This window comes from Yoonia sediminilitoris, assembly GCF_003058085.1.
Taxonomy (GTDB): domain Bacteria; phylum Pseudomonadota; class Alphaproteobacteria; order Rhodobacterales; family Rhodobacteraceae; genus Yoonia; species Yoonia sediminilitoris.
Window position 1 is genome coordinate 182444 of sequence record NZ_QBUD01000002.1, and the last position, 25083, is coordinate 207526.

A 25083-nucleotide genomic window follows, 5' to 3' on the forward strand; every position below is an offset into this window, starting at 1 on the left:
ATGCAGACACCCTACTACCTTATCGACAAGTCCCGCCTGCTGCCCAATCTGGAAAAAGTGGCTTATCTGCGGGAACGATCCGGCGCAAAGGCACTGCTCGCGCTGAAATGCTTTGCCACATGGTCGGTGTTCGACCTGATCAGTGACTATCTGGATGGCACCACCTCCAGTTCACTGTTCGAGGTTAAGCTGGGCCGCGAAAAATTTCCCGGCGAAACCCACGCCTATTCCGTGGCGTGGGCTGACCATGAAATGGCAGATGTGATCGCAAACTCGGACAAGATCATTTTTAACAGCGTCGGGCAGCTGAACCGTTTTGCGCAGCAAACCAGCAACCACACGCGTGGTCTGCGGATCAACCCCGGTGTGTCCACTTCGGATTTTGACCTGGCTGACCCGTCGCGGCCATTCAGCCGTTTGGGCGAAAGCGACATGGATGCGATTGCCAAAGTGCTGGACCAGATCAGCGGCTTCATGTTCCACAACAACTGCGAAAACGATGACTTTGACCGGTTTGACGAGATGCTGACAGGGATCGAGGACCGCTTTGGCGCGTTTATTCACCAGATGGACTGGATCAGCCTTGGTGGCGGTATTCATTTCACAGGCGCGGACTACCCGCTTGACCAACTCGCCGACAGGCTTCGGCAGTTTGCCGACAAGTTCAGCGTACAGGTCTATCTTGAACCGGGTGAAGCGGTAATCACCAATTCAACGACGCTGGAAGTGACTGTGCTGGATACGTTGTTCAACGGCAAAAATCTGGCCATCGTCGATAGTTCCATAGAAGCGCATATGCTTGACCTGCTCATCTATCGCGAAAGCGCCAAGCTGTTGCCCAACGACGGGCCAGAAGAATGGATGATCTGCGGCAAATCCTGCCTTGCGGGTGATATCTTTGGCGAATTCCGCTTCCCCGCCGCACTGCAACCCGGTGATCGACTCAGCATTCAGGACGCCGCCGGCTATACGATGGTGAAAAAAAACTGGTTCAACGGCGTCAAGATGCCAGCCATCGCCATCAAGGAACTGGACGGCAGCACCCGTCTGGTGCGTGATTTCGACTATGCGGATTTTGTCGCCGCACTTTCCTGACTATCCGGAGGTAATCTGATGAAAAAGAACGTATTGATCATTGGCGCTGGCGGCGTCGCACAGGTGGTTGCGCACAAATGCGCCCAGAATAATGACCGTTTGGGCGACATTCATATTGCGAGCCGCACCCTGTCAAAATGCGAGGCGATCATCGCCTCTGTGCATGCAAAATCTGCGATGAAGCAAGATGGTGTTTTGCAGGCGCACCAAGTGGATGCAATGGATACAGCCGCTGTTACCGAGTTGATTGAATCCACCGGTGCGGAAATTGTCATTAATGTCGGCTCTGCTTTCGTGAACATGACCGTGCTGGATGCCTGCATTGAAACAGGTGCGGCCTATATCGATACCGCGATCCACGAGGTCCCCGACAAAATTTGTGAAACGCCCCCGTGGTACGCCAATTACGAGTGGAAAAAGCGCGACCTTTGCACCGAAAAGGGAATCACCGCGATCCTTGGCGCAGGGTTTGACCCCGGCGTTGTGAATGCCTTTGCCCGCTTTGCGATTGATGAATTCATGGATGAAGTCACCTCGATTGATATCGTGGACATCAATGCAGGGTCACATGGCAAATATTTCGCGACCAACTTCGACCCGGAGATCAACTTCCGTGAGTTCACCGGCACGGTTTATTCCTGGCAGAATGGAGCATGGCAGGAAAACAAGATGTTCGAAGTGGGCCACGAATGGGACCTGCCTGTCGTCGGCAAGCAAAAGGCCTACATGTCCGGCCACGACGAAGTGCAATCGTTGGCCGTGAACTATCCGCAAGCCGACGTGCGGTTCTGGATGGGGTTCGGTGATCACTACATCAACGTATTCACTGTGCTGCAAAACCTTGGCCTGCTGTCAGAACAGCCCGTCACCACCGCAGAGGGGCAAGAAGTCATCCCCCTGAAAGTTGTCAAAGCCTGCCTGCCCGACCCGTCGTCACTCGCCCCGAATTATACAGGCAAAACCTGCATCGGTGATCTGGTCAAAGGGACCAAAGACGGCCAACCGGTCGAGGTATTCGTCTACAATGTTGCCGACCACAAAGAGGCCTATGAAGAGGTCGGATCACAGGGCATTTCATACACCGCAGGCGTGCCGCCGGTGGCCGCCGCACTGCTGGTTGCGGATGGCACATGGGACAGCAAGACAATGAAAAACGTTGAAGAGTTGGACCCCAAACCGTTCTTTACGATCCTTGATGACATCGGGCTGCCAACACGCGTCAGGCAAGGCGACAAAGATCAGGCGTGGAATGCGTAGGAGCAGGTGAGCAAATATCGCACGTGCAATCGCATGCGTCTGGCCGCCTTGCACCGAGCAATGCAGGGATAATTCCAAACTGAAGCTGCCGACGTAGGCGTGTATCGCACACATGGTTTTCGGCAGAGGTCGGCTGCGCGGGAAAAAGTGGCCCTTCAATCGGTTGCGAGTTGCGCATCGATCAAACGTGACAAACCTGTCTTGTCCAAGATCGCACGAGCTGAGGCTTGGTCTTTCGAGGAAAGCGATTGGAACTCTTCCCGAGTCCATCGCAGGCATTTCAATTGATACGAAAAGCTTGGCTGGACCCAATCGCAACCATCAATTTGAGTGGAGAAGGTCTCATTCTTTCCGATCACGGCGCGCCCGTTGGCGATCAGTTGGGGCATGTGGGTTCGAGCCACTTCGCCAAGGAGAGCGAGCAGGGTTTCGGGCAGCGCATCGCCGGCGTCAAGCCAGCCCTGTTCTTGCACTTCATAGCCGCTGAGATCATCAAGCCGCTCGACCCAGGCGTAAACGCGTGGCGCGAGTGTCTCACACAGGCGCATCGGCGTGGGGTCAAAATGGGTGAGACAAGTCAGCTGTCCCATCATGGCAAAGTCTGCTGAAGCCGGACGACCTCCCAACAGGAATGGATGGGCTTGCAGGTGGCTTTCCATAAGCTTCAAAAAACGGACATAGCTCGCTTCGATCACCGGCGCTGTCGTCTCGTTCGATCCCACCACATGAAGCCGATCGACTTGCCGCCTCGTGAAGGCGGCGGACACTGCGTCCAGCATCTCGGGCGACTGATTGACCCGAACGTAGAGTGGCAAGACCCGACCGGCTTTCTCGATGTCTGCCGCGAAGTGCCAGCGATAGTGAAACATACAACGCGTTAACCATTCGTCGGCGTAGTCTTCCAACACGTAGTTCAGGAAGGCCAGCACCGGATTGTCCGGCACGATGCTACGCGTCCGAAACTGGCTTTCGAGGCGCCGAATGATCGGTGTGGTATCTGTGACTGCTTGCAGCTCACCTGCCTCATCTTTCAGATAGACTGTCGGAAGAAGCGGCACTTTAGGGGTCGGCAAGGCGCTGCGACCCTCCCCATTTCCAGGCGCATCCGGGCTCTGCGGCCAATTGACAATGAAACGATATGGCAAACGCCTAAACCGCAGGACCGCCAGCATTTTTCTAGTGTAGGGACTGCCATGAATGCCTTGAAGCTTGATCGTGTCTTGCCGCGCCAATGGGGTTCCCTCTCTCAATGCATTCAGCCTGCTGTACCGCGGCACGCATCACGGCTTGCCAGAGTGTCGGTCGCGCCCTTTACTTGCCGCACGAGACATCTGTCGAGTGAGCTGATTGATTGGCCTGAAATCGACCGCTGTTAACAAAGCATACGTAAAACAGCGGTCGCAACAATTGAAATCTTTTCCTTGGTGGGCTCGAAGTGACCATTGGCCATTTGGTTGCCGTCACAAATGCGCAGGGCGGCCCCGGAGGACCGCCCTTTTCATGAACGCTATACTATCGCGGTGAACTTACAGGTTCCGCTCGATCTCTTCGCGCTCGAAGATTTCGATCACATCACCGGGGCGGATGTCATCGTAGTTCTCGAACGCCATCCCGCATTCCTGACCGGATTGCACTTCGGGCACTTCGTCTTTGAAACGCTTGAGCGTTTTCAGTGTACCTTCGTGGATGACCACGTTGTCGCGCAGCAAACGCACGCCCGCCGACCGGCGCGCAACACCTTCGGTTACAAGACAACCGGCGACCTTGCCAACATTTGATACTTTGAACACCTCTTTGATGTTCGCGTAGCCGATGAAGTTCTCGCGGATTTCGGCAGACAACAGGCCAGAGGCAGCTTTCTTCACGTCATCAACAAGATCGTAGATGACAGAATAGTAACGAATCTCGATACCCTTCTGGTTGGCCGTGTTCCGTGCTGTTGCATTGGCACGCACGTTAAAGCCAAACACAGGCGCGCCAGAAGCTTCGGCCAGCCCGATATCCGATTCCGTGATCGCGCCCACACCAGAGTGCAGGACGCGCACGCGGACTTCATCGTTGCCGATTTTCTCCATCGCTTGCACGATCGCTTCGGCAGACCCCTGCACGTCGGCCTTCACAACGATGGGCAACTCGCTGACGTTTTCGTCGGCCTTGGCATTTGCCATCAGCTGTTCCAACGTCGTGGCAGCACCTGCGGCGGCACGCTTTTCCTTGGCTGCTTTTTCGCGATATTCGGCGATTTCACGGGCCCGTGCGTCAGTATCGACCACGTTCAGAACGTCACCTGCTTCGGGTGTGCCGTTCAGGCCAAGCACCTCGACCGGGACAGCGGGACCGGCTTCTTCGACGCGTTCGCCCTTGTCGTTGATGAGCGCACGGACCTTACCGTACTGTTCGCCGACAACAAAGATATCGCCTTGGCGCAATGTCCCTTTTTGAACCAGAACCGTAGCCACAGGGCCGCGACCCACGTCAAGCTGCGCCTCGATCACGGCACCTTCGGCAACGCGATCCGGATTGGCTTTCAGTTCAAGGATTTCGGACTGCAGGGCAATCGCTTCCAGCAGATCATCAAGACCCTTACCAGTGATGGCAGAGACTTCGACATCCTGCACGTCACCTGACATTTTCTCAACGATCACTTCATGTTGCAGTAGATCCGTACGGACCTTGTCAGGGTTGGCGGCGGGCTTGTCGATCTTGTTGATCGCCACGATCATCGGCACGCCTGCAGCTTTCGCATGGTTAATCGCTTCGATCGTCTGCGGCATGACCGCATCGTCAGCTGCGACCACAAGCACCACGATATCCGTAACCTGCGCGCCGCGCGACCGCATCGACGTAAATGCCGCGTGTCCGGGCGTATCAAGGAAGGTCAGGACAGCACCGCTGTCGGTTGTGACCTGGTAGGCACCGATATGCTGGGTAATGCCGCCTGCTTCGCCTGCGACAACCTTGGCGTTGCGGATCGCGTCCAACAGCGACGTCTTGCCATGGTCAACGTGACCCATGATCGTGATGATCGGTGGGCGCGGTTGCATATCTTCGGGCTTGTCTTCGACAGCCTGAAGCACATCTTCGACATCCGCGTCGGACACGCGTACAACCTTGTGCCCGAATTCCTCAATGATCAATTCAGCCGTATCTGCGTCAATCGTCTGGTTCTGGGTCGCCATGATGCCGTTTGTCATCAGGGCCTTGACCACATCTGCCACACGTTCAGTCATCCGGTTGGCGAGTTCAGAAACAGTAATTGCCTCCGGCAACGCCACTTCGCGGAATACCTTTTCGCGCTCGACCGAGCCGCCCATTGCCTTGGCACGGGCGCGGTCCTGCTTGCGCTTCATCGCAGCCATTGAACGCTGGCGGCCACCTTCGCGGCCCGCGACCGCATCATTCAATGTCAGCTTGCCAGCGCGTCGTCCATCATCACCACCGCGACCGGGCTTGGACTTGCCGCCCTTGTCACGATCATCTGCACCACGGTCCGTCTTGCGTGGTGCAGCAGTGGGGCGGGTAACAGCCGCTTCGCCGGGCACTGCGGCAACTTCAGGTGCCGCCGCCGGAGCAGCAGCCGCTGCTTTGGCTTTTGCTTCCTCGGCGCGCTTGCGCTCTTCTTCCTCTGCCTTGGCCTTGGCGCGTTCTTCACGCGCACGGTCTTCGGCTTCTTTCGCTTCGATTTCGGCGCGGCGGGCTTCACGTTCCGCTTGCTTGGCTTTTTCTTCGGCTTCGCGCTTGGCTTTGTCTTCTGCCTCGCGGGCCTTGGCCATCGCCAACGCCTTCATGCGGCGTTCAAGTTCCACATCCGAAATGCCCGCAGGCCGCTTGGACGGATCACCGACACGCGGCGACGTCCCACCCGTTGGCTTGGCCACACCCGGCTTGGGCACCACAACGCGCTTGCGCTTGGTTTCCACCACGACGTTTTTTGTCCGCCCATGGCTAAAGCTTTGCTTCACGTTGCTTGGACGCGAACCTCCGAGGCCGAGTGTTTTTTTACCGTCGTTATCGCTCATCTAGCTTCTATATCCTTCCCGGAGGCCGCATCGCCCCCGTCCACTTCACGCAATCCGCGCAGCTTTGTGGCTTCCTCTACAACACGATTGCTGAGTCCACCAGTGGCAAGCGCGCCATGTATCACAGTTTGCCGCCCAAATGCCAAACCTAATTCAGCAGCTGTGAGGCAACCGAAATAGCGGGCACCTTCGGGCGTCCATAATTTTGCTTTGCCCCGCTCCGACCCGTCAGAGGCCTGAAGCAAAACCCGGACCCGCTCACCACCGGCAAGCCAGCCCTTTACCTTTTCAAATCCGCAAACCGCACGCCCCGACTTGCGGGTCAGTGCGATCAGATCGACGGTATGGCGCAAGAGTTGGCGTTCCACCTCTTCTGCCAGACCATCGGGGACTTGCACCGGCTTTTTGGCACTGCGCGAGAATTGCCCCTTACGAGCCGATTCCAATGCCGCGCGCGTCGCCGACACATACATACCGCGTCCGGGCAACTTGCCCAAGACATCGGGAAAAACTTTGTCGTCTGGACCGACGACGAAACGGATCAGCCCAGCCTTTGGCTGCACTTCGCCCGTAACGATGCATTTGCGTTCTGCATCACCCCGTTCTTTGTTATGACCGCCCCGTGCCATCTGCTGCGAACCCGAAGGCCTGAAATCAGGCCTCCGCTTCCTCTTCTACTTGGGCATCTTCTTCGTCAGCTTCAAGATCAGCGGGATCAACCCAGCCAAGCATGACGCGTGCTGTCATGACCATGTTCTGCGCTTCCTCAAGCGACACATCAAAGGGTTCCAGTACGCCATCGTCTTTGACACGCTCGCCATCCACGGTGGTCCAGCCACCGGCGAGTTCCCAGTCTGCGCATGTGGCGAAATCTTCCAGCGTTTTCACGCCGTCATTGCCCAGCGCTTCCAACATGGCCGGTGTCAGCCCTTCGAAGTCGATCAGGCTTTGCTCAACACCCGCAGCGATGGCGGCTTCCATGGCTTTCTTGGCCTTGGCATCCAGATAATCGCGGGCACGGGCCTGCAATTCGCCAGCTGTTTCCTCGTCAACGCCTTCGATGACCAACAATTCGCCCAGCTCGACATAGGCGACTTCTTCAAGGCTGGTGAACCCTTCGGACACCAAGAGCTGTGCAAAGAATTCATCCAGATCAAGAGTATCCATGAACAGCTTGGTGCGCAGTTCAAATTCGGCCTGACGGCGTTTGGATTCCTCTTCCTCGGTCATGATGTCGATATCAAGGCCGGTCAGTTGTGACGCAAGACGGACGTTCTGACCGCGGCGACCGATGGCCAGTGAAAGCTGCTCTTCTGGGACGACAACTTCGATCTTGCCGGCTTCTTCGTCCAGAACAACTTTGGACACTTCCGCAGGCTGCAAAGCGTTCACAAGGAACGTCGGCATATCCTCATTCCATGGAATGATGTCGATCTTTTCACCCTGCAATTCGTTTACCACTGCCTGCACGCGTGACCCACGCATACCGACGCATGCGCCAACCGGGTCAATCGAGTTATCGTAGCTGATGACAGCAATCTTGGCGCGTGAGCCCGGGTCGCGGGCCACGGCTTTGATCTCGATGATGCCTTCATAGATTTCCGGCACCTCCATCTTGAACAACTCGGCCATAAATTCCGGCGCGGTCCGGCTAAGGAAGATTTGCGGGCCACGCTGTTCGCGGCGCACTTCCTTGATGTAGCAACGGATTCGGTCGTTGGGGCGGTACGCCTCGCGGCCGATCTTTTCATTGCGGCGCAACACGGCTTCGCCAGCGCCCACATCAACGATGACGTTGCCGTACTCTTCACGCTTGACCAGCGCGTTGATGATGGTGCCCGCGCGATCCTTGAATTCTTCGTACTGCTTGTCCCGCTCTGCTTCACGGACTTTCTGCAAGATCACCTGCTTGGCGGATTGGGCAGCGATTCGACCCAGTTCAACCGGGGGAACTTCCTCTACCAAAGTCTGTCCGACTTCGGGGTTTTCCATATATTGCTTGGCCTGCTCAACTGTGAATTCGGCCTGATAGTTTTCAAGCTCATCATCCTCGACCACGGTGCGGACGCGGGTGAATGTGGCCTTGCCCGTCTTGCGGTCGATGGACACGCGAATATCCATTTCAGCGCCATACTTGGACTTTGCCGCACGGGCGAGCGATTCTTCCATCGCTTCGACCACCAGACCGGGGTCGATCATCTTTTCGCGGGCGACTGCCTCTGCGGTTTGTAGCAGCTCAAGCTGGTTGGCTGATGTAATGGCCATTAGGTATTCTCCTCGTCGGCCCAAAGGGGCGCATTCTTGGTCTTATCGGCCCGAAGGGGCGCATTCTTAATCTTGTCAGGCCCGAAAGGGCGCGATCTTATTCGTCGGCGTCGATGATGGTTTCGATCTCGTCAAACTGGGCCTCATCAATCTGGCCCGCGTCCTTGCGTCCGCGCAGCACATCGCGGATCAGTTCATCTGTCAGTACCAGTTTGGCATCTGACAGCCAGTCAAACTTGAGCCCAACGGTCCCCTCGGCGATGTTGATCAGCACTTCGTCACCTTCCGTACCAGCCAATTCCCCTTTGAAGCGGCGGCGACCGTCGATCAGCTGCTCGGTCTCGATCTTGGCTTCAAAACCGGCCCACTGGTCAAAGTCCTTCATGCGGGTCAGCGGGCGGTCGATGCCCGGGCTGGACACTTCAAGATTATAAACATCCAAAATCGGGTCTTCGACATCGAGAACAGCACTGATCGCAGTTGAGATTTGCGCACATTCGTCAACCTCGATCTGCCCGTCAGGACGCTGGACCATAATTTGCAGAATGGTCTCTTTCCCGCTCATCATGCGGACTCGCACGACTTCAAACCCCATGTCTTCGACAACAGGGGTGATAATCTCGGCGATGCGGCGGTCAATGGCCGCCTTGGCAATCAGATCATTCATCATTCAAAACCGCCTTGTTTGCGGCACAAAAAAACGGGCGCGCGGCCCGTTGGTGTTTCCCGGTGGTGTCTTGGGGGTGGAAGCCAAGATGCCGCTATTGAGAGCCATATACGCTCTCTGTTCTGAGTCTGCAAGAGGCAAGCCGCCCCACCGGCTTGCCCCGAGTTAATCCGATCAATGCGACGCCCTACTCGTACCAGTATTACTCTTTCATCAAATAGGCGATTACTTGAGTTCGGCTCTGCCCGTGGGTGCATAGTCTTTGGCAGAAATGGCCTATTCGAATGTCTTGTCCGCAAAATGATCGATGCTTCGAACACGCTAATAACGCAAAGAACAACGAAGCATCGTTTTTATAACAGACACAAAATGAACTGACATTGAACAGGACAAATTTGAGTGCCTATTTTCTAAAATCCGTCTCTATCGGGATTATACTCGGGGTATCGCCAGCAAAGCCAATGCGTTTCGAGCGACTGCACACCAACTTGTGGCCCAAAGGTTGAAGTCATCTGCGATCCTGCGGCGGCGGGCCGTTCAGGGGAGTTGCGATATGCACTTAATGACCGGCGCAGAAAACCAAGGATCTCACAGGGCAGTCCAACAAAAACGCCCCGCCAGATGGCAGGGCGTTTTCTTGAACTCAAGAAAGCGGATTTATGCGACGGACCAGCGTTCCAGCATACGGTTGTTGTCCATCTGCGCAGTGTTGCCAATCGTATCAGGCGTTGCAATCCGGCTGGCAACCGCCTGAACAAAGTTGGCAAACATTGGGATAATAACGCCGCCGTCATCGCGCAGAATCTGCTGCATTTCGTAATATTGCTCACGGCGCTTGTCGCTATCCAACTCGGCACGGGCGGAATACAGAAGCTCCTGGAATCGTGCGTTGTCCCATTGACTGTCGTTCCAAGGAACACCCGCCTCGTAAGCGGATGAGAACATCCAGTCTTCCGTTGCACGGCCAGTCCAATAGGAGGCACAGAAGGGTTTCTTCAACCAGACGTTTGACCAATAGCCATCGGCCGGTTCCTGCACCACGTTAATATCGATTCCGCAGGGTGCAGCAGCAGCCTGGTAAAGTTGTGCTGCGTCAACGGCACCTTCGAATGCAGCATTTGAGGCTGACAGATCAATGGACAAGCTGTCGAGCCCGGCCTCTTTGAGATAGAATTTTGCCTTGTCTGGATCATAGGCCAGCTGCTCCATCTCGGCGTTGTAATATTGGTTGGCAGGCCCAATCGGTGAATCGTTACCGACCTTGCCGTGACCCAACAGGATCTTGTCGACCATTTCCTGCCGGTTGATTCCGTATTTCAGAGCCCGACGCACATTCACGTCGTCAAATGGCGCACTGCCGGTCAGCATCGGAAATGTATAGTGCTGGTTGCCTGTCACTTCCTGAAGATTGACGTTCGGGTTGGCTTTCAAGAGCGCCTCAACCTTGAAGTCGATGCGGTTGATCGCGTCAACCTGACCGGTCATCAGGGCATTCATCCGGGCCGTATTGTCGTTGATCGCGATCAGTTCAACCTCGTCAAAGAAGCCGGCACTTTCGCCTTTGTAATGGTCGGCCACACGCGTGCCCACGAAACGCACGCCGGGGTCAAAGGAAACAACCTGATAAAGACCTGTGCCGATCCCTTGTGCAATGGCCTCTTCCACCTGACCGGCAGGATAGATCAGCAGGTGATAGTCGGACATCAGGTAAGGGAAGTCAGCATTGCCTGCTTCAAGCGTGAACTCAACCTGATGCTCACCCAGTTTCTTCATCTCTTTGATCGCGGCAACCAGCGGCTGCGCGGCTGATTTCGAGCCTTCGGCGACGTGCAGTTGCAGGGATTCGATTACGTCGTCCGCACCGAACGCTTTGCCGTTATGGAAGGTCACACCTTGCCGCAGGTTGAAGGTCCAGACCTTTGCATCGGCACTGGCTTCCCAGCTTTCAGCGAGTTCACCCTGCAGCGAGCCGTCGGCTGCGACCTCTGTCAATGCGTCGAACACGCCGCCCAGCGCTGCCGCAATCATGAAAACGTCGGAATGTGTCCGGCCGTCCCAGCTATCGGTTGTGTTGGCGCCGCTCAGGCCAGCGGTAAACTTGCCGCCGCGCGATTGCGCGCGCAGAGGCAGGCCGGTTACACCCAGCACACCGGCGGCAACGCCTGATTTCAATAGACCGCGTCTACTAATTCCGTTCATAAGTCCGTCTCCCTAGTTATCTTTGTCGGGCTGTCCCCAGCCGTATGTTTTGCCACCCCGATGGGTGATTCGTTTCACATCTTATCAACTGCTGCATCACCGATGTTATCAACTCCGCGTTGGGCCAACAGATTGGTCAGCCAGTCCGGGTCCATTTCCGGCACCGACGACAGCAAAAGGTCTGTATAGGCATGGTGCGGTGGCTTGAACATTTCAACCTTGCCTCCTTGTTCGACCACGCGGCCATCTTTCATCACAACAACCTCGTCTGCGATCGCTTTGACGGTCGCAAGGTCATGGGTGATGAACATATAGGAAAGCGACAGTTCATCCTGCAACCGGGCAAGCAGTCGCAGAATGCCTTCCGCGACAAGCTGATCAAGCGCAGACGTGACTTCGTCGCAGATGATGAATTTTGGCTCGGCAGCAAGTGCGCGCGCGATTCCGATCCGCTGTTTTTGTCCGCCCGACAATTCGGAGGGCAGGCGATTGTAATATTCCGACGGCTCCAGTTCGATCTGCTCAAGCAGGGCATCGACTTTCCGCCGCTTTTCCGCACCCGTGAGCCCAAGGTAGAACTGTACGGGTCGCGCTATGATCTGGCCAATCGACATGCGCGGGTTCAACGCGGTGTCAGCCATCTGATAGATCATCTGGACCTGGCGCAACTGATCTTTGCTGCGCTTGCGATAGTCCGGCGGCAGTACCTCGCCGTCCAGCAGGATTTGGCCCGCAGTCGGCGGCAAAAGTCCTGTGATGCAACGCGCAGTCGTTGATTTGCCAGATCCGCTTTCGCCCACTACAGCCACGGTCCGCCCGCTGTGCATGTCAAAGCTGACATCGTACAACACCGGCACCTTCCCATAGGCCGCATCGACATTCTGCACGCTGATGACGGGGACCGAGCCGGTCTGCACCGCCGGTTTGTTCGGGCGCTCGAAACTGCGCACCGCCCACAGTGATTTGGTATAGTCCTGCGTTGGGGCCGACAGCATCGTGCGGGTGTCAGCCGTTTCGACTTCGTCGCCTTTCAGCAGCACTTTGATACGGTCCGCCATTTGCGCCACGACAGCAAGGTCATGGGTGATGTAAATGGCGGCAGTGTTGAACTGTTCGACGATATCTCGGATCGACGCGAGCACTTCAATCTGCGTAGTGACGTCAAGCGCGGTCGTTGGTTCATCAAAGATAATCAGATCAGGGCGGCAGGACATCGCCATCGCCGTCATCGCGCGCTGCAACTGGCCACCGGACACCTGATGAGGATAGCGAAAGCCGATCTCTTCGGGGTTAGGCAAGCGCAGCTTGCGATAAAGCTCGATCGCGTCCGCTTCGCTTTCGCTCCGGCTCATGACACCATGCTGCACCGGACCTTCGACATGCTGATCCATCAATTTGTGGGCCGGGTTAAAGCTGGCCGCCGCCGATTGCGCCACATAGGCGATGCGCTTGCCCAGCAAACCACGTTTGACAGCGGCTGATGCCTTGAGCAGGTCAATGCCGTCGAATTCAACCGTGCCATCACTGATCCGCACACCGTCGCGGGTATATCCCATTGCGGCAAGGCCAAGGGTGGATTTGCCCGCACCGGATTCACCGATCAGCCCAAGCACCTCGCCACGCGCAAGGGTCAGATCAATCCCGTTGATGATCGGGTTCCATTTTTCATCGCTGCGGCCTTCCAGCTTAATGCCGCGAATTTTGACCAGTGGTGACTCGCTCATTCTTTCAACCCCGATGATTTTTGCAGCATCCAGTCGACCACAAAGTTCACGGCAACAGTCAGCAGGGCAATCGCGCCCGCCGCCAAGAGCGGCGCCGTCGCTGCCAAGGGCGCAAACTGCGCATAGTTCACAAAGCCGCCCAGATCACGCACCATCGTGCCCCAGTCAGCCAGCGGCGGCTGGATACCGACCCCAAGGAACGACAGGGCCGCGATGGTCAGGAAAACAAAGCAAAAGCGCAGCCCGAATTCCGCAAGTAACGGGGCGGTCGCGTTAGGCAGGATTTCCTTGAACACCAGATAGCCCAACCCTTCGCCGCGCAATTTTGCCGCTTCGATATAGTCCATCACCACGATGTTTTGACCTACCGCGCGGGCCAGACGGTAAACGCGGGTGCTGTCGATAACGGCAATAATCACAACCATGAAAACGGTCAGGGGGATACCAAGCTGTGGTGCCCAGACGCTGGCAATGGTCATCAGCAGCAAGGCGAAAATCAGCGACGGAATCGCCATCAGCACGTCAACAATGCGCGACAAAAGCTGGTCGAGCCAGCCACCCAGCGTGGCCGCCAGAAACCCGAACGACCCCCCCAGCAGAAAGGCCAACAGCGTTGTTGCAAAGGCGATGCCTACCGTGTTTTGCGCACCATAGATCAGGCGGCTCATGATATCGCGCCCGATTTGGTCGGTACCCAGAGGAAAGTCGGGATTGCCCCCCAGCGCAGGATCACCGCCCGGCACGATGTTGGCAGCCACACCGGGAATGATCTGTTCCTGTCCGTAGGGGGCAAAGACACCTGCAAAGATCGCAAGGATCGCATAAATGAGGATCGTCAAAATGCCAAAAGCGGCAGTCAGCGGCATCGAGCGGAACATCTTCTTGCTCCATGCGGTGCCAACCGTCCGGCCAAGGATACGGAAAAGCCACGCCGCAATGGCAAAGATGATGAACCCTTCAATCGCGATCCGCAGGAAAAAGAACTTGTTCGCAATCGCCAGATCATCGCTGCGCCCTTGCATATAGGCCCAGATCAGCCATAGCAAAACCGCAGCCCCCAGAACATAGCCGTAGGCAACACCGTAAGGCATATCGCGGAACTTTGGCGCGTTACCCGTCGCAGCCTGTCCCGCAAAACGGAACCCCCACGCAAGGCCAGCCATGACAACAAGAGCACCGATAAGCCAGATCATTTGGGGTGCCTCAACCTTGGGTTCGACAGGATCGACATGATATCTGCCGTCAGATTGAGCAGAATATAGGCTGCCGCAAAGATCAGGCAGCAGGCTTGCACAACCGGGATGTCACGAATTTTCACGCTATCCACGAAGAGCTGGCCAATACCGGGGTAGACAAACACCACTTCGACCACGACGACGCCGGTGATCAAATAAGCGAGGTTCAGCGCGATCACATTGATAATCGGGGCCAGAGCATTGGGCAGCGCATGCTTCACGATCACCCGCATCGGCGACAAACCTTTGAGCCGGGCCATTTCGATATAGGGACTGGCCAGAAGGTTAATGATCGCAGCACGCGTCATCCGCATCATATGTGCCGTGACGACAAGGGTCAGGGTCAGCGCAGGCAACAGCGACTTTTCCAGACGTTCACTGAACGCCATGCCTTCATAGATGTTCGACAGCGACGGCAGGATGGGGTTCAGCACCGCCAGAAACAGGATCAGGATATAGGCAAGAAAGAATTCGGGACTGGAAATCGACGACAGGGTGGTGATGTTCGCCACCCTGTCAAATACCGTGTTGCGGTAAAGTGCAGCCAGAACACCAAGGGTAATGGCAACAGGTACGGCGATAATGGCAGTCACCATGGCAAGGAACATGGTATTGGCAAAACGCGGGGCGATCTGCTCGGCGACAGTTGTGGCCCCCGATGTTGTCCCGCTGAAGCTTGCAAAGTTCATTTGCGCAAAGCTGGACCCAAAATCACCCTGCAAAACACCGGCAAGCCAGCCAAAGTAGCGGCTGAGCATCGGTTGATCCAACCCTAGGTCCCGGCGAATAGATGCAACTGCCTCTTCGGTGGCCCCTTGACCCAGAATATTCTGCGCGAAATCACCCGGCAGCAAGTTCACCGCCACAAAAATCACGATCGAAACGATCAGCAATGTGAGCAGACCCAGCGCAAGGCGCTGCAAAATAATCGTTAGGACATTGCCCAATACTACATGTTCCCCGTTAGTTGGCTGTAAGCTTAACGACTGGACCCCTGCTGTAAACCCTAAAGCCCCAGAAGGTCGCGTTGTGCGCCCATCCTGTCCATCGTGCTGACCAGCTCTGCGCTGATACCCGGTTCAGAGAGTGCATGACCCGCCCGCCCGATGAAGGTGAGCCGGGATTTTGGCCATTGTTTTGACAGCTGATAAGCCGATGTCGGCGGGCAGATCATGTCATAGCGCCCTTGCACGATGACACCCGGAATATCAGCAATCTTGGCCATCCGGGTCGGGTTCAAAATCTGCTGATCCTCGGACAGAAAACCACTATGATAAAAATAGTGGTTTTCTAGCCGCGAAAAGGCGCGGGCATAATCCGCAGGGCTTTCGCCCGTCACACCGTCACTGTCGATCGACGCAAGCGCATTTTCCCACGAAGCCCATGCGCGGGCATAGCGCGTTTCCTGCATCAGATCACCCGAGAATAGCCGCCGATGATAAGCCGCGATAAAATCATCCTGTTCGTCGGCAGGAATAAGGTCCGCAAATCGTTGCCACAGATCGGGCCAGAATTTACCCGCACCCCCACCATAGAACCAATCCAGTTCCGGCTGGGTCATCAGGAACACCCCGCGCAAAACCAAGCCCGCCACGCGGTCCGCATGGGCCTGCGCGTAAATCAATGCCAAGGTCGCACCCCACGACCCGCCAAAGACCGCCCAGCGCTCAATTCCCAATGTCTCACGGATCAACTCAATATCAGCGACAAGATGCCACGTCGTGTTTTCCTCAACACTTGCGTGCGGTTTGGATCGCCCACAACCGCGCTGATCAAACAGAATGATCCGATAGATATTAGGGTCAAAATAGCGTCGCATCGCCGGGCTACAGCCGCCGCCCGGTCCACCATGCAGAACAACAACAGGGATTCCTTCAGGATTGCCGCACTGTTCAACATAGATACTGTGCGCGTCACCCACGCTCAGCATACGTTGATCATAGGGATCAATCGGGTGATAAAGATGCGCACCTGGGCGCTTTTGTCCTACGACTTTGTCCATAATCACCCTATATCGCGTCTGACAACTGCTGACCATAATGCGGAGCCACAAATGTCTGCGACAAATACCGTTAACCCGGCCGAAATCGCCAAATTCGAAGCCATGGCCGCTGAATGGTGGGATTTGAACGGAAAGTTCAAACCGCTTCACATGATGAATCCGGTGCGGCTGGACTATATCACCCGACAGATCGCCGCTGAATTCGGGCGGAATTTGCAGGATGATTTGCCATTCAAAGGCCTGCGAATCCTCGACATCGGCTGCGGTGGCGGGCTTTTGTGCGAACCGATGGCGCGGCTTGGGGCAACCGTTGTTGGCGCTGATGCAGCGGAACGCAACATTCCGGTCGCGCGCCTGCATGCAGAACAATCGGGTCTCGACATAGATTATCGCCACACCACGGCAGAGGCGCTGGCAGAGGCTGGAGAACAATTTGACGCTGTACTGAATATGGAAGTCGTCGAACATGTGGACGACCCCCAAGGCTATTTGAACGCCTGTTGCGCCCTCATGAAGCCGGGTGGTGTTCACATCTGTTCAACCATCAACCGCAACCCCAAAAGCTTTGCGATGGCGATTGTCGGGGCCGAATGGGTGATGCGCTGGCTGCCAAAGGGCACCCATGAATGGTCCAAGTTCATCACGCCTGACGAACTCTTCGGGCTTTTGGAAAAGTCCGGCATGACGCCCGTCGACCGCAAGGGGTTTGTGTTTAACTTTGCCCGGTTCACCTGGTCGATTTCTGACAGGGACCTGTCCGTGAACTACGTCACCGCAGCCACAAAACCCGCCGCTGACTAGGGTTCCTCGCTGAGCTTGCGGCGCATCGCGCGCAGGACAGGCAGGGCGGTACGCACCTGTTCTTCGCCGACCTTTGTCACAACATCCGCAATCACAGGGGCAATTGCCGCCAGCGCAGCATTGCGTGCAGCCAGACCCGCCGGGCTGATGGCCACCATCTTGCGGCGGGCGTCATCCCAATCGGGGCGGACATGTATCCATCCTGCCCATTCCAACTTGCGCAGGGTGTTGGTCATCGCGCCACGGGTCAGATGAAATGTCTTGGCCAGTTGCGCAGGCGACCGTTCGGTGCCCGCATGGGCCAGATGATTCAGAACCGAAAAATGCGAAAGTTCCATCCCCTTAGGCAGGACGCGCGCCACATTCGCCCGCGCCAACTGATCCACAACCAGAATTTCGCTAAAAAGCGATACAGCAAGGTTGTTGGATGTGTCGGACATCAAGGACCTTTGAAAGGGCGGTCATGGGAAAGGGCCGCAATACGTTTGCGACTTTTAGACACCTCTGCCCGATCAATATCAACCAACGCAATGCCCGGATCGGTCCCCAACTCTGTCAAAACCTCACCCCAAGGCGAAATTGCCATACTATGCCCATAGGTTTTGCGTGATTTTTCACCAGTTTGATGAAGACCCGTTTGTGCAGCGGCCAGGACATAACAGCCCGTCTCAATCGCGCGAGCGCGCAAAAGCGGCTCCCAATGGGCGGCTCCGGTGACGGGGGAAAATGCGGCAGGCACCAACAGCACTTCGGCACCAGCTTGGGCCAACGCGCGGTAGAGGTATGCAAACCGCAGGTCATAGCAGACGCTGAGCCCGATTTTGGCAAAATCCGTCTGCGCTGTAACGGCCCTGTCACCCGGACGGTATGCCGCCGACTCGCGGAAGCTTTCGGTTGCTGACACATCCACATCAAACATATGGATCTTGTCATACCGGCCGACGATCTGCCCTTTGGGATCAATGAGGAATGACCGGTTGGCGAACCGTCCGTCGGGATCATCGGTTTTCAGCGCAAGCGATCCGATCGACAGCCAGATCCCATGTGATGCGGCCATCCCGCGCAGGCCCGCAAGGGTCGGGTCGTCCTGTTCGAGGGTCAGCACCTCTTGCTGACGGCTGCGACTGACGGACAGACAATTCGTGACCTCGGGCGTCGCTACAAATCCTGCCCCCTGCGCCACGGCCTGATCAATCAGATCGCTGGTGGTGCGCATATTGGCAATTGGATCATCGCCGGAATTGAGTTGGATCAGCGCCGTTTTCATGCCGCCAAAAGGGCATCCAGCTTGCCGCCCCGATCAAGGGCCATCAGATCATCGCAGCCACCGATATGTTGTCCGCCAATAAAAATCTGCGGAACCGTGCTGCCGCCGTTGGCCCGCTGGATCATTTCGGCGCGGCGCTCCGGCTGGGCAGAGATGTTCACCTCTGCAAAGCTGACACCTTTTGATTGCAGTATCCGCTTTGCCATAAAGCAAAAGCCGCATGTGGGTTTCGTATAAATCTCGATCTGGGTCATAAAGCTTGTCCTTTGCGCGACACGATATCACTTAGGCACTTTTGACCACGCGCGCCAGAGTAACAATTGACACATTGCTGGCACCAGCAGCCAGTGCGGCGGTCGTGCCCGCAGCCAAAGTCGCCCCGGACGTCATGACATCGTCAATCAGCAAAACAGGTTTGCCCGCGATCACGCTTTGTCGTTTCGGATTAGGCATGATCGCGTCAGCAAGCGCTTCAAACCGGGCATGTCGGCTGTGTCCTTCAAGGGGCTTTGTCTTGCGCGTGCGCAACAACGCATCCGCACAGACCGGTGCGCCCACCTCGCGGCCCAGCGCATGCACAAGCAAGGCGGCCTGATTATAACGACGGCGTGCCAGACGGGTCCAATGCAGCGGAACGGGGACCAATATCGTATCCTTGCGCATGAGATCACGGGCGACTTTTGCCATCCACAATGCGGCGGGTCGTGCCAGTTCGGTCCGGTCCGAATGTTTCAGCCGCAACACAAGCGTACGCCCGATGCCCGCATAAATAAGGGCCGCGCGCCCCCGATCCCATGGGCGGGCAATCGTCATGCAATCATCGCACTGCAATATATCGCCATCATCGTCACCGGGCAAAGGCGTGCCACATGTGTCGCAGATCGTGCCGCCAATAAACTGCGTTTCGCGCCAGCAGGGGCCACAGAGGCCGAACTCTGCCTCGGTTTGCGCATCACAGGCAACGCATTGCGCGGGGTAGATCGCCCGAATGACACTTTGCAATCGCATGAATACACCCTAGATGGGCGGCATGACCACGCCGCAGCTAACAGACCGGACCGCACTTGCGCGGAATCGCAAACGCGCACAAGCAGATGCATTGTTCCTGCATGATGCTGTGGCCGACGAATTTCATGAAAGACTGACCGAGGTTAATAGAACCTTTACCGCCATAGCAATTGTGACAGGTTTTCCAGCTTTCTGGCGACAACACTACCCCGATGCGACCATCATCAGCGACGAAGACGTGCTGGCGCTGGAACCGGGGGCATATGACCTCGTGCTGCATGCGATGGCCCTGCATTGGGCGAATGACCCCGTTGGGCAATTGGTGCAATGTCGACACGGTTTGAAAAAAGACGGGCTGTTGCTTTGCGTCTTTCTGGGCGGGCAGACGCTGCACGAACTGCGGGCATCACTGGCCGAAGCTGAAGCACAGGTCACAGGCGGCTTGTCCCCCCGGATTGCACCCATGGGCGAAATCAGGGATGTGGGCGCACTGCTGCAACGGGCGGGATTTGCCATGCCGGTGGCCGATAGCACTCCAATGACCGCCAGCTATGTCAACGCGTTTCACCTGATGCATGACCTGCGCAAGATGGGTGAAAACAATGCTCTTGTCGGCCGGATCAGGCATGCAACGCGGCGCAACGTCCTGACGGAAGCAGCCTGTATCTATGCGGAAAACTTCCGAAATGCAGACAACCGGGTCGATGCAACGTTTGAAATGATCACATTGACAGGCTGGGCACCCTCGGACGACCAGCCCCAACCCTTGCGGCCCGGCAGCGCAACGACACGATTGGCCGAGGCCCTGAACGCAACAGAAAATCCACTGCCACGGGATGATGAAAATTGACGAAGATACTATCCGATTTAAGTCTCTCGTTAATGTCGGTATGAAAGGACATGACAATGTTCGACGCGCAAAACGAAAATACTGAACGGCCCGCCGTTTGTCCTGTTCATGCGGGCAAGGACCACCCACCGGTCAAACCTGCGCGGGTGGGTATTCTTTTGGCCAACCTTGGCACGCCTGATGCCACAGACTATTGGTCGATGCGGCGCTATCTGAACGAATTCCTGTCCGACAAACGGGTCGTGGATTATTCGGCATGGATCTGGCAGCCGCTGTTGCAGCTGATCATCCTGACCAAGCGGCCCTTTTCATCAGGTGCCGCCTACAAATCGATCTGGAATGAAGAAGACAACGAAAGCCCGCTGCTGACGATCACGAAAAAACAGACGGCGGCGATCAAGGCACAGATGATCAAGCAATATGGCGATGACGTGCGCGTTGATTTCTGTATGCGCTATGGCAACCCGTCGACCAAATCCAAGGTGCGCGAAATGGTCGAGGCGGGATGCACCAAAATCCTCTTCTTCCCGCTTTATCCGCACTATGCCGGTGCGACATCCGCCACTGCGAATGACCAGTTCTTTCGGGCATTAATGGAAGAAAAATGGCAACCGATCGCACGGATCGTCGAACCCTATTTTCAGGAACCCGCCTATATTGATGCGCTCGCTCAATCCATCGAAAGGGCCTATGCGGATGCCGAAACCAAACCGGAAAAACTGGTTTGTTCTTACCACGGTGTGCCGGAACGCTACCTGCGCGAGGGTGATCCGTACCATTGCCAGTGCCAGAAAACGACGCGCCTTTTGAAAGAACGGCTGGGCTGGGACGACACGCAAATCGTTACGACATTCCAGTCCCGTTTCGGGCCGGAAGAGTGGCTCAAACCCTATACCGTCGAAGAAGTCGCGCGCTTGGCAGAGGAGGACGGCGTCAAGAATATTGCTGTCTGCGCGCCTGCATTCTCGGCTGATTGCATCGAAACGTTGGAAGAAATCAACGAAGAGATCAAGGAAAGCTTCGAAGAGGCGGGTGGAGAGCATTTCACCTATATCCCCTGCCTGAATGACGATCCGGCGCATATCGATGCGCTTTCCGGGGTCATTGACAGAAACCTGAAAGGTTGGCTGTCCTAGGGCGAAACGGCGGATTTCTGGAGGCTCTGGTCACCAGATACTTGGAGAATCGTGATGGCTATTGGCACAGTTCAATAATTATTTCGCGGTGGTCTGCGCGGAAATCCGCCCAAATGTGGCAAAGCGATAATTCGGCTTTTTTCGACATAAATGTCCATGTTTCGTGGGGGCAAGCTCTGCCCAACCTGCGAATATTTTGATCAATTCCGCATTCAAAAAACGCCAACATTCCCCAAGTTGGCCCCAAATGGACCACATTCACAAAGCATCTAGGAGGTGATGAATTTTCAACGCGTCCTCGTTGGCGCTAGACCTTGGTGTAACATGGAAGCGGCCCATCTTTTAGACCTCGAAGACGACACTCAGGAAGAGAGGAACGAGGCCCTTGCTGATGGGACGTTGCTGCTTGGCGACCAGTTCACGATTACCAATCGCATCGGAAACGGCGGTTTCGGCATCACCTACCTTGCCAAGGATAACTATCTTGATCGTGACGTCGTGATCAAGGAATGCTTCCCCGAAGTTTTCTGCCACCGGTCCGGGAAATCGGTTCTGGTCAGATCCACCGCGAACCACGATAAATATCGCTCCATCGTTGATATGTTCATGCGTGAGGCGCGTAGCATTGCGAAAATGCGCCATCCGAACATCATCGGCGTTCACCGCGTTTTCGAAGACAACGACACGGCATACATGGCGCTTGATCTGATCGATGGCCGTGATCTGCTGGAAATTATCACAAACGATCCAAATGCGCTGACCCCGACGCAGGTCCAGAATATTCTGGTCAAGATCCTTGATGCCGTGGACCTTGTTCACAAGCAGGACCTGCTTCACCGCGATATTTCACCGGATAACATCCTGCTGGACAAGTGGGGCAGCCCGGTTCTGATCGACTTTGGTGCAGCCCGCGAAGAAGCCAGTCGCGAAACCCGCGCCATGTCAGCCGTTTTGATTGTCAAAGACGGCTATTCGCCGCAAGAATTCTATTTTGCGGGCGGAAAACAAACGCCCTCTAGTGATCTTTATGCGCTTGCCGCGACTTTCTATCATGTGATCTCTGGAGAAGTTCCGCCGAACAGCCAAACCCGCATGGCCGAAGTCGCCAGCGGCAGCCAGGACCCTTGCGTTCCGCTTGCTGGCCGTTTTGATGCTTATCCCCGCGAATTCCTGGCCGCGATAGATAAGGCGATGCGCGTTCTGCCAAGGGAACGCCTGCAATCCGCTGCCAACTGGATTGCGATGATTGATACCAGCGAGGACCGAAAAGAACAGCTTGTCCTGAAACCGTTCAACGACCTTGATAAAGAGTTGACGCGTTTGATTTCGGAGACAAACGAATATGTGCTCAAGTCTGCCGAGGCACCTGCACCGCCAAAGCCACCAGCACCCAAAGCCGAACCATCATTTTCGATCCCGGACTGGGTCCGGGAATTCAATGAAGAATCAGAAGAACCTGTCACGAACAATAATGGCACGCTGCTTCTGCAGGCTGATGATGCTGTCAGCGCGAAAGAGTATGATTCGGTCTACATTGCAAATGATCCGGGTCCTATGCCGGTCCGACTTCGTGAAAAGCTGCGCAGCCGGATCACCAAAATCCGTGCCAGTTGGCTTGTACTGATTCTGGCGTTGTCGGTTGTTGGCGGTGACCCAAGCCAGCTAGTGTTGACGGCTAAAACCCTGTTTCAATAAATGGTTTGCGACTGACCAAGTGCAGCGAACCGCCTCAGATGAGTAGCACCTGGGTGCCTACTTTTGCAAAACCAAAGAGCTCGGCGATCTGTTCATTATAAAGCCCGATACAGCCATTCGATGACCGACGGCCGATCTTGCGCGTGTCATGCGTGCCGTGGATACGGTAGTAGGTCCATGACAGATAAAGAGCATGTGTTCCCAATGGGTTATCAGGACCCGGCCCGATAAAATCAGGCCATTCCGGATTCCGCTGCTTCATTGATGGGGTCGGCGCCCAGCTGGGCCCTTCGACCTTGCGGGTCACTTCGGTCCGACCTTTGCGGGTCAAATCCTCGGTAAGCGGCACGCTGGTTGGATAAAGCTTGTAGATCGCCTCATCCTCGGACCAGTAATGCAAGGCGCGGGATTGGATATCAACCAGGATCGCGCCGTTGTCGAGGTTGGTAAAGTAAGGCTGCCAATTCAGCGACCGGAAGCTGGCGATATTACGCTGAACACGGCTGCTGATGTCGCTTTCGATTTCGGTCGAATTTGACGTTTGCGCGACAGCACCCGTGCCAAACGCTGCAGCCGTCCCCGCCAGAAAACTGCGGCGCGACAACCGGTTGAACATATCGTCAGACATCATCTTCTCCGTTACGGAATTTCTCGTTTCAGCAATCTCAATACTGACTTTGCTGCGACACCGCAAATCAAAGAAACGTCAGATTGTGAATGACCTGCGGTACGGGTTTGAAGTGTGCAAGCAATCTGGGTAATGAAGAGTGAACAGATAGGTTGGGCGGTCACATGTATCGACGTGAAATGATTTTTGGATTGGCGGCACTGGGTCTTAGCGCCTGTGGCGGAACCCCGCAAAGGGCGATTGGTCCTGACGGGATGCCCCTACCCACGCTTTACCGAATCCAGCCCGGACAAGAAGCAGAAATTCAATTCAGGATGCTGGATAGCGTCAATGCCTTCCGCAGCGCCGCAAACCTTGTGCCGGTTGAGTTGAACAGCCAACTGACTGCCGCCGCCGCGACACACGCGCGCGATATGTCGATTCAGAACCGCCCGTGGCTGTTCGGGTCTGACGGTTCAAGCCCGCTGGACCGTGCCCGCCGTGTTGGTTTCGGTGGGATTCTGCTGGGTGAAAACATATCCGAATCCTACGAGGGCGAAGTGCCTACGCTGGCCGCATGGATGGCCCAACCGGACACGCGGGCCGTCATCATGGATCCAGCGGCACGGCAAATGGGCTTTGCATGGTTTCAGGAACCCGCAGGCAAGCTTTGGTGGACACTGAACATGGGCAGCGATTCAGCCTTTGTGCAGCCCGCAGCCTTTTAGGCGTAGACGAAAATCTGTGTGCCGGGGTTCACCATCGGGTAAATCTCGTCCATCTCCTGATTTGTGACTGCGATACAGCCCCACGTCCAATCGGGGGTGCCCATGAATTCATCGGGGGTGCCATGAATAAAGATGTCGCCACCCGGGGAAACACCCATCGCCCGCGCGCGCGCTACGTCATTGGCGTTCGGGTAGGAAAGGCCAACCGACAAGTGGAAACGGCTATAGGGGTTCTTGCGGTTGATCAGATAGGCACCTTCGGGCGTGCGCCCGTCACCTTCCTGAAGTTTATGACCGTCGGGCGCAAACCCAAGCTGAAATCGGTAGTCCCGCAACAATGACGTCTTGTGCAACAACTGCATGTAACGTTGCTTTTTAAAGACCTGGATTCGGGTCACTTCAGGTCCATTGTATTGGGGAACAGAGGCCCCGCAACCAGCCACACCAAGTGCTGCGCCAACCATCATTGAACGTCTTGAAATCATAATACCGTGCCTCGTCTACCGGTCTGCGCCGTTTATGACCGAA

At 56.0% G+C, this 25083-nt stretch carries 23 protein-coding genes; 7 read left to right on the forward strand and 16 right to left on the reverse strand.

Going from position 1 to position 25083, the window contains the following annotated elements; all coding sequences use genetic code 11:
• Together C8N45_RS05805 and C8N45_RS05810 are read left to right on the forward strand one after the other, a co-directional pair.
• Positions 1-1095 (forward strand): carboxynorspermidine decarboxylase, encoded by a 1095-nt coding sequence (locus tag C8N45_RS05805; protein ID WP_108385303.1) that lies wholly within the window; start codon positions 1-3, stop codon positions 1093-1095.
• Between the two features lie 18 nt (positions 1096-1113).
• On the forward strand, positions 1114-2352 hold the full coding sequence (locus C8N45_RS05810; RefSeq protein WP_108385304.1) for a saccharopine dehydrogenase family protein: 1239 nt from the start codon (positions 1114-1116) through the stop codon (positions 2350-2352).
• A gap of 155 nt (positions 2353-2507) precedes the next feature.
• Here the strand turns inward: C8N45_RS05810 and C8N45_RS05815 are convergent, their stop codons facing one another.
• The 10 genes from C8N45_RS05815 to pip all read right to left on the reverse strand — a co-directional run bounded on the left by C8N45_RS05815 (position 2508) and on the right by pip (position 16463).
• Complete coding sequence (locus C8N45_RS05815) at positions 2508-3584, reverse strand: glutathione S-transferase family protein (protein ID WP_108385305.1); 1077 nt, start codon at positions 3582-3584, stop codon at positions 2508-2510.
• 294 nt (positions 3585-3878) lie between these two features.
• Complete coding sequence (infB, locus tag C8N45_RS05820; RefSeq protein WP_108385306.1) at positions 3879-6371, reverse strand: translation initiation factor IF-2; 2493 nt, start codon at positions 6369-6371, stop codon at positions 3879-3881.
• Positions 6368-7000 (reverse strand): RNA-binding protein, encoded by a 633-nt coding sequence (locus C8N45_RS05825; RefSeq protein ID WP_108385307.1) that lies wholly within the window; start codon positions 6998-7000, stop codon positions 6368-6370. Before C8N45_RS05825 ends, infB begins: the two co-directional genes overlap by 4 nt.
• Before the next feature lie 25 nt (positions 7001-7025).
• Positions 7026-8636, reverse strand: coding sequence for a transcription termination factor NusA (nusA, locus tag C8N45_RS05830; RefSeq protein WP_108385308.1), 1611 nt, complete (start codon positions 8634-8636; stop codon positions 7026-7028).
• A gap of 97 nt (positions 8637-8733) precedes the next feature.
• Positions 8734-9303, reverse strand: coding sequence for a ribosome maturation factor RimP (gene rimP, locus C8N45_RS05835; RefSeq protein WP_108385741.1), 570 nt, complete (start codon positions 9301-9303; stop codon positions 8734-8736).
• A gap of 657 nt (positions 9304-9960) precedes the next feature.
• Positions 9961-11502, reverse strand: a complete 1542-nt coding sequence (locus tag C8N45_RS05840) for an ABC transporter substrate-binding protein (protein ID WP_108385309.1) — start codon at positions 11500-11502, stop codon at positions 9961-9963.
• 74 nt (positions 11503-11576) lie between these two features.
• Complete coding sequence (locus C8N45_RS05845; RefSeq protein WP_108385310.1) at positions 11577-13226, reverse strand: ABC transporter ATP-binding protein; 1650 nt, start codon at positions 13224-13226, stop codon at positions 11577-11579.
• Positions 13223-14419, reverse strand: a complete 1197-nt coding sequence (locus C8N45_RS05850) for an ABC transporter permease (protein WP_108385311.1) — start codon at positions 14417-14419, stop codon at positions 13223-13225. The genes C8N45_RS05845 and C8N45_RS05850 overlap by 4 nt, the downstream gene beginning before the upstream one ends.
• Positions 14416-15408 carry an ABC transporter permease gene (locus C8N45_RS05855; protein WP_108385312.1) on the reverse strand — a complete coding sequence of 331 codons (993 nt, stop codon included), beginning with the start codon at positions 15406-15408 and terminating at the stop codon, positions 14416-14418. The genes C8N45_RS05850 and C8N45_RS05855 overlap by 4 nt, the downstream gene beginning before the upstream one ends.
• 59 nt (positions 15409-15467) lie before the next feature.
• Positions 15468-16463 carry a prolyl aminopeptidase gene (gene pip, locus C8N45_RS05860; RefSeq protein WP_108385313.1) on the reverse strand — a complete coding sequence of 332 codons (996 nt, stop codon included), beginning with the start codon at positions 16461-16463 and terminating at the stop codon, positions 15468-15470.
• 51 nt (positions 16464-16514) lie between these two features.
• On the opposite strand from pip, the gene ubiG reads away from it, so the two are divergent.
• Positions 16515-17264 carry a bifunctional 2-polyprenyl-6-hydroxyphenol methylase/3-demethylubiquinol 3-O-methyltransferase UbiG gene (gene ubiG / locus C8N45_RS05865; protein ID WP_108385314.1) on the forward strand — a complete coding sequence of 250 codons (750 nt, stop codon included), beginning with the start codon at positions 16515-16517 and terminating at the stop codon, positions 17262-17264.
• Here the strand turns inward: ubiG and C8N45_RS05870 are convergent.
• From C8N45_RS05870 to C8N45_RS05885, 4 genes are read right to left on the reverse strand one after another with little or no spacing between them, the layout of a single operon-like run.
• Positions 17261-17704 (reverse strand): MarR family winged helix-turn-helix transcriptional regulator, encoded by a 444-nt coding sequence (locus tag C8N45_RS05870; RefSeq protein WP_108385315.1) that lies wholly within the window; start codon positions 17702-17704, stop codon positions 17261-17263. The genes ubiG and C8N45_RS05870 overlap by 4 nt on opposite strands.
• Entirely contained in the window at positions 17704-18531 is an 828-nt protein-coding gene (locus C8N45_RS05875) for a carbon-nitrogen hydrolase family protein (RefSeq protein WP_108385316.1), read from the reverse strand. Before C8N45_RS05875 ends, C8N45_RS05870 begins: the two co-directional genes overlap by 1 nt.
• Positions 18528-18785, reverse strand: a complete 258-nt coding sequence (grxC, locus tag C8N45_RS05880) for a glutaredoxin 3 (protein WP_108385317.1) — start codon at positions 18783-18785, stop codon at positions 18528-18530. Before grxC ends, C8N45_RS05875 begins: the two co-directional genes overlap by 4 nt.
• 31 nt (positions 18786-18816) lie before the next feature.
• Positions 18817-19539 carry a double zinc ribbon domain-containing protein gene (locus C8N45_RS05885; RefSeq protein ID WP_108385318.1) on the reverse strand — a complete coding sequence of 241 codons (723 nt, stop codon included), beginning with the start codon at positions 19537-19539 and terminating at the stop codon, positions 18817-18819.
• A gap of 22 nt (positions 19540-19561) precedes the next feature.
• Here C8N45_RS05885 and C8N45_RS05890 point away from each other — a divergent pair, with 22 nt between their 5' ends.
• The 3 genes from C8N45_RS05890 (at position 19562) to C8N45_RS05905 (ending at position 23220) form a co-directional block, all read left to right on the forward strand.
• Positions 19562-20389, forward strand: coding sequence for a methyltransferase domain-containing protein (locus C8N45_RS05890; protein WP_108385742.1), 828 nt, complete (start codon positions 19562-19564; stop codon positions 20387-20389).
• A 50-nt stretch (positions 20390-20439) separates the two neighbouring features.
• Entirely contained in the window at positions 20440-21525 is a 1086-nt protein-coding gene (gene hemH, locus C8N45_RS05895) for a ferrochelatase (RefSeq protein WP_108385319.1), read from the forward strand.
• A 279-nt stretch (positions 21526-21804) separates the two neighbouring features.
• Positions 21805-23220: a serine/threonine protein kinase gene (locus tag C8N45_RS05905; protein ID WP_245882568.1), complete on the forward strand. Its 1416-nt coding sequence runs from the start codon at positions 21805-21807 to the stop codon at positions 23218-23220.
• A gap of 34 nt (positions 23221-23254) precedes the next feature.
• Here C8N45_RS05905 and C8N45_RS05910 read toward each other — a convergent pair whose 3' ends face one another.
• Positions 23255-23848 carry a L,D-transpeptidase gene (locus tag C8N45_RS05910; protein WP_108385743.1) on the reverse strand — a complete coding sequence of 198 codons (594 nt, stop codon included), beginning with the start codon at positions 23846-23848 and terminating at the stop codon, positions 23255-23257.
• A 164-nt stretch (positions 23849-24012) separates the two neighbouring features.
• Here C8N45_RS05910 and dalA point away from each other — a divergent pair, with 164 nt between their 5' ends.
• Positions 24013-24555, forward strand: coding sequence for a divisome-associated lipoprotein DalA (gene dalA / locus C8N45_RS05915; RefSeq protein ID WP_108385322.1), 543 nt, complete (start codon positions 24013-24015; stop codon positions 24553-24555).
• Here the strand turns inward: dalA and C8N45_RS05920 are convergent.
• Positions 24552-25040 (reverse strand): L,D-transpeptidase family protein, encoded by a 489-nt coding sequence (locus C8N45_RS05920; protein ID WP_309498599.1) that lies wholly within the window; start codon positions 25038-25040, stop codon positions 24552-24554. The genes dalA and C8N45_RS05920 overlap by 4 nt on opposite strands.
• Between the last annotated feature and the right edge of the window lie 43 nt (positions 25041-25083).

Coding starts and splice junctions, on each gene's coding strand:
- C8N45_RS05805 (WP_108385303.1), top strand. CDS start 1: ATGCAGACACCCTACTACCTTATCGACAAGTCCCGCCTGCTGCCCAAT.
- C8N45_RS05810 (WP_108385304.1), top strand. CDS start 1,114: ATGAAAAAGAACGTATTGATCATTGGCGCTGGCGGCGTCGCACAGGTG.
- infB (WP_108385306.1), bottom strand. CDS start 6,371: ATGAGCGATAACGACGGTAAAAAAACACTCGGCCTCGGAGGTTCGCGT.
- C8N45_RS05825 (WP_108385307.1), bottom strand. CDS start 7,000: ATGGCACGGGGCGGTCATAACAAAGAACGGGGTGATGCAGAACGCAAA.
- nusA (WP_108385308.1), bottom strand. CDS start 8,636: ATGGCCATTACATCAGCCAACCAGCTTGAGCTGCTACAAACCGCAGAG.
- rimP (WP_108385741.1), bottom strand. CDS start 9,303: ATGAATGATCTGATTGCCAAGGCGGCCATTGACCGCCGCATCGCCGAG.
- C8N45_RS05840 (WP_108385309.1), bottom strand. CDS start 11,502: ATGAACGGAATTAGTAGACGCGGTCTATTGAAATCAGGCGTTGCCGCC.
- C8N45_RS05845 (WP_108385310.1), bottom strand. CDS start 13,226: ATGAGCGAGTCACCACTGGTCAAAATTCGCGGCATTAAGCTGGAAGGC.
- C8N45_RS05850 (WP_108385311.1), bottom strand. CDS start 14,419: ATGATCTGGCTTATCGGTGCTCTTGTTGTCATGGCTGGCCTTGCGTGG.
- pip (WP_108385313.1), bottom strand. CDS start 16,463: ATGGACAAAGTCGTAGGACAAAAGCGCCCAGGTGCGCATCTTTATCAC.
- ubiG (WP_108385314.1), top strand. CDS start 16,515: ATGTCTGCGACAAATACCGTTAACCCGGCCGAAATCGCCAAATTCGAA.
- C8N45_RS05870 (WP_108385315.1), bottom strand. CDS start 17,704: ATGTCCGACACATCCAACAACCTTGCTGTATCGCTTTTTAGCGAAATT.
- C8N45_RS05875 (WP_108385316.1), bottom strand. CDS start 18,531: ATGAAAACGGCGCTGATCCAACTCAATTCCGGCGATGATCCAATTGCC.
- grxC (WP_108385317.1), bottom strand. CDS start 18,785: ATGACCCAGATCGAGATTTATACGAAACCCACATGCGGCTTTTGCTTT.
- C8N45_RS05885 (WP_108385318.1), bottom strand. CDS start 19,539: ATGCGATTGCAAAGTGTCATTCGGGCGATCTACCCCGCGCAATGCGTT.
- C8N45_RS05890 (WP_108385742.1), top strand. CDS start 19,562: ATGACCACGCCGCAGCTAACAGACCGGACCGCACTTGCGCGGAATCGC.
- hemH (WP_108385319.1), top strand. CDS start 20,440: ATGACAATGTTCGACGCGCAAAACGAAAATACTGAACGGCCCGCCGTT.
- C8N45_RS05905 (WP_245882568.1), top strand. CDS start 21,805: ATGAATTTTCAACGCGTCCTCGTTGGCGCTAGACCTTGGTGTAACATG.
- C8N45_RS05910 (WP_108385743.1), bottom strand. CDS start 23,848: ATGTCTGACGATATGTTCAACCGGTTGTCGCGCCGCAGTTTTCTGGCG.
- dalA (WP_108385322.1), top strand. CDS start 24,013: ATGTATCGACGTGAAATGATTTTTGGATTGGCGGCACTGGGTCTTAGC.
- C8N45_RS05920 (WP_309498599.1), bottom strand. CDS start 25,040: ATGATTTCAAGACGTTCAATGATGGTTGGCGCAGCACTTGGTGTGGCT.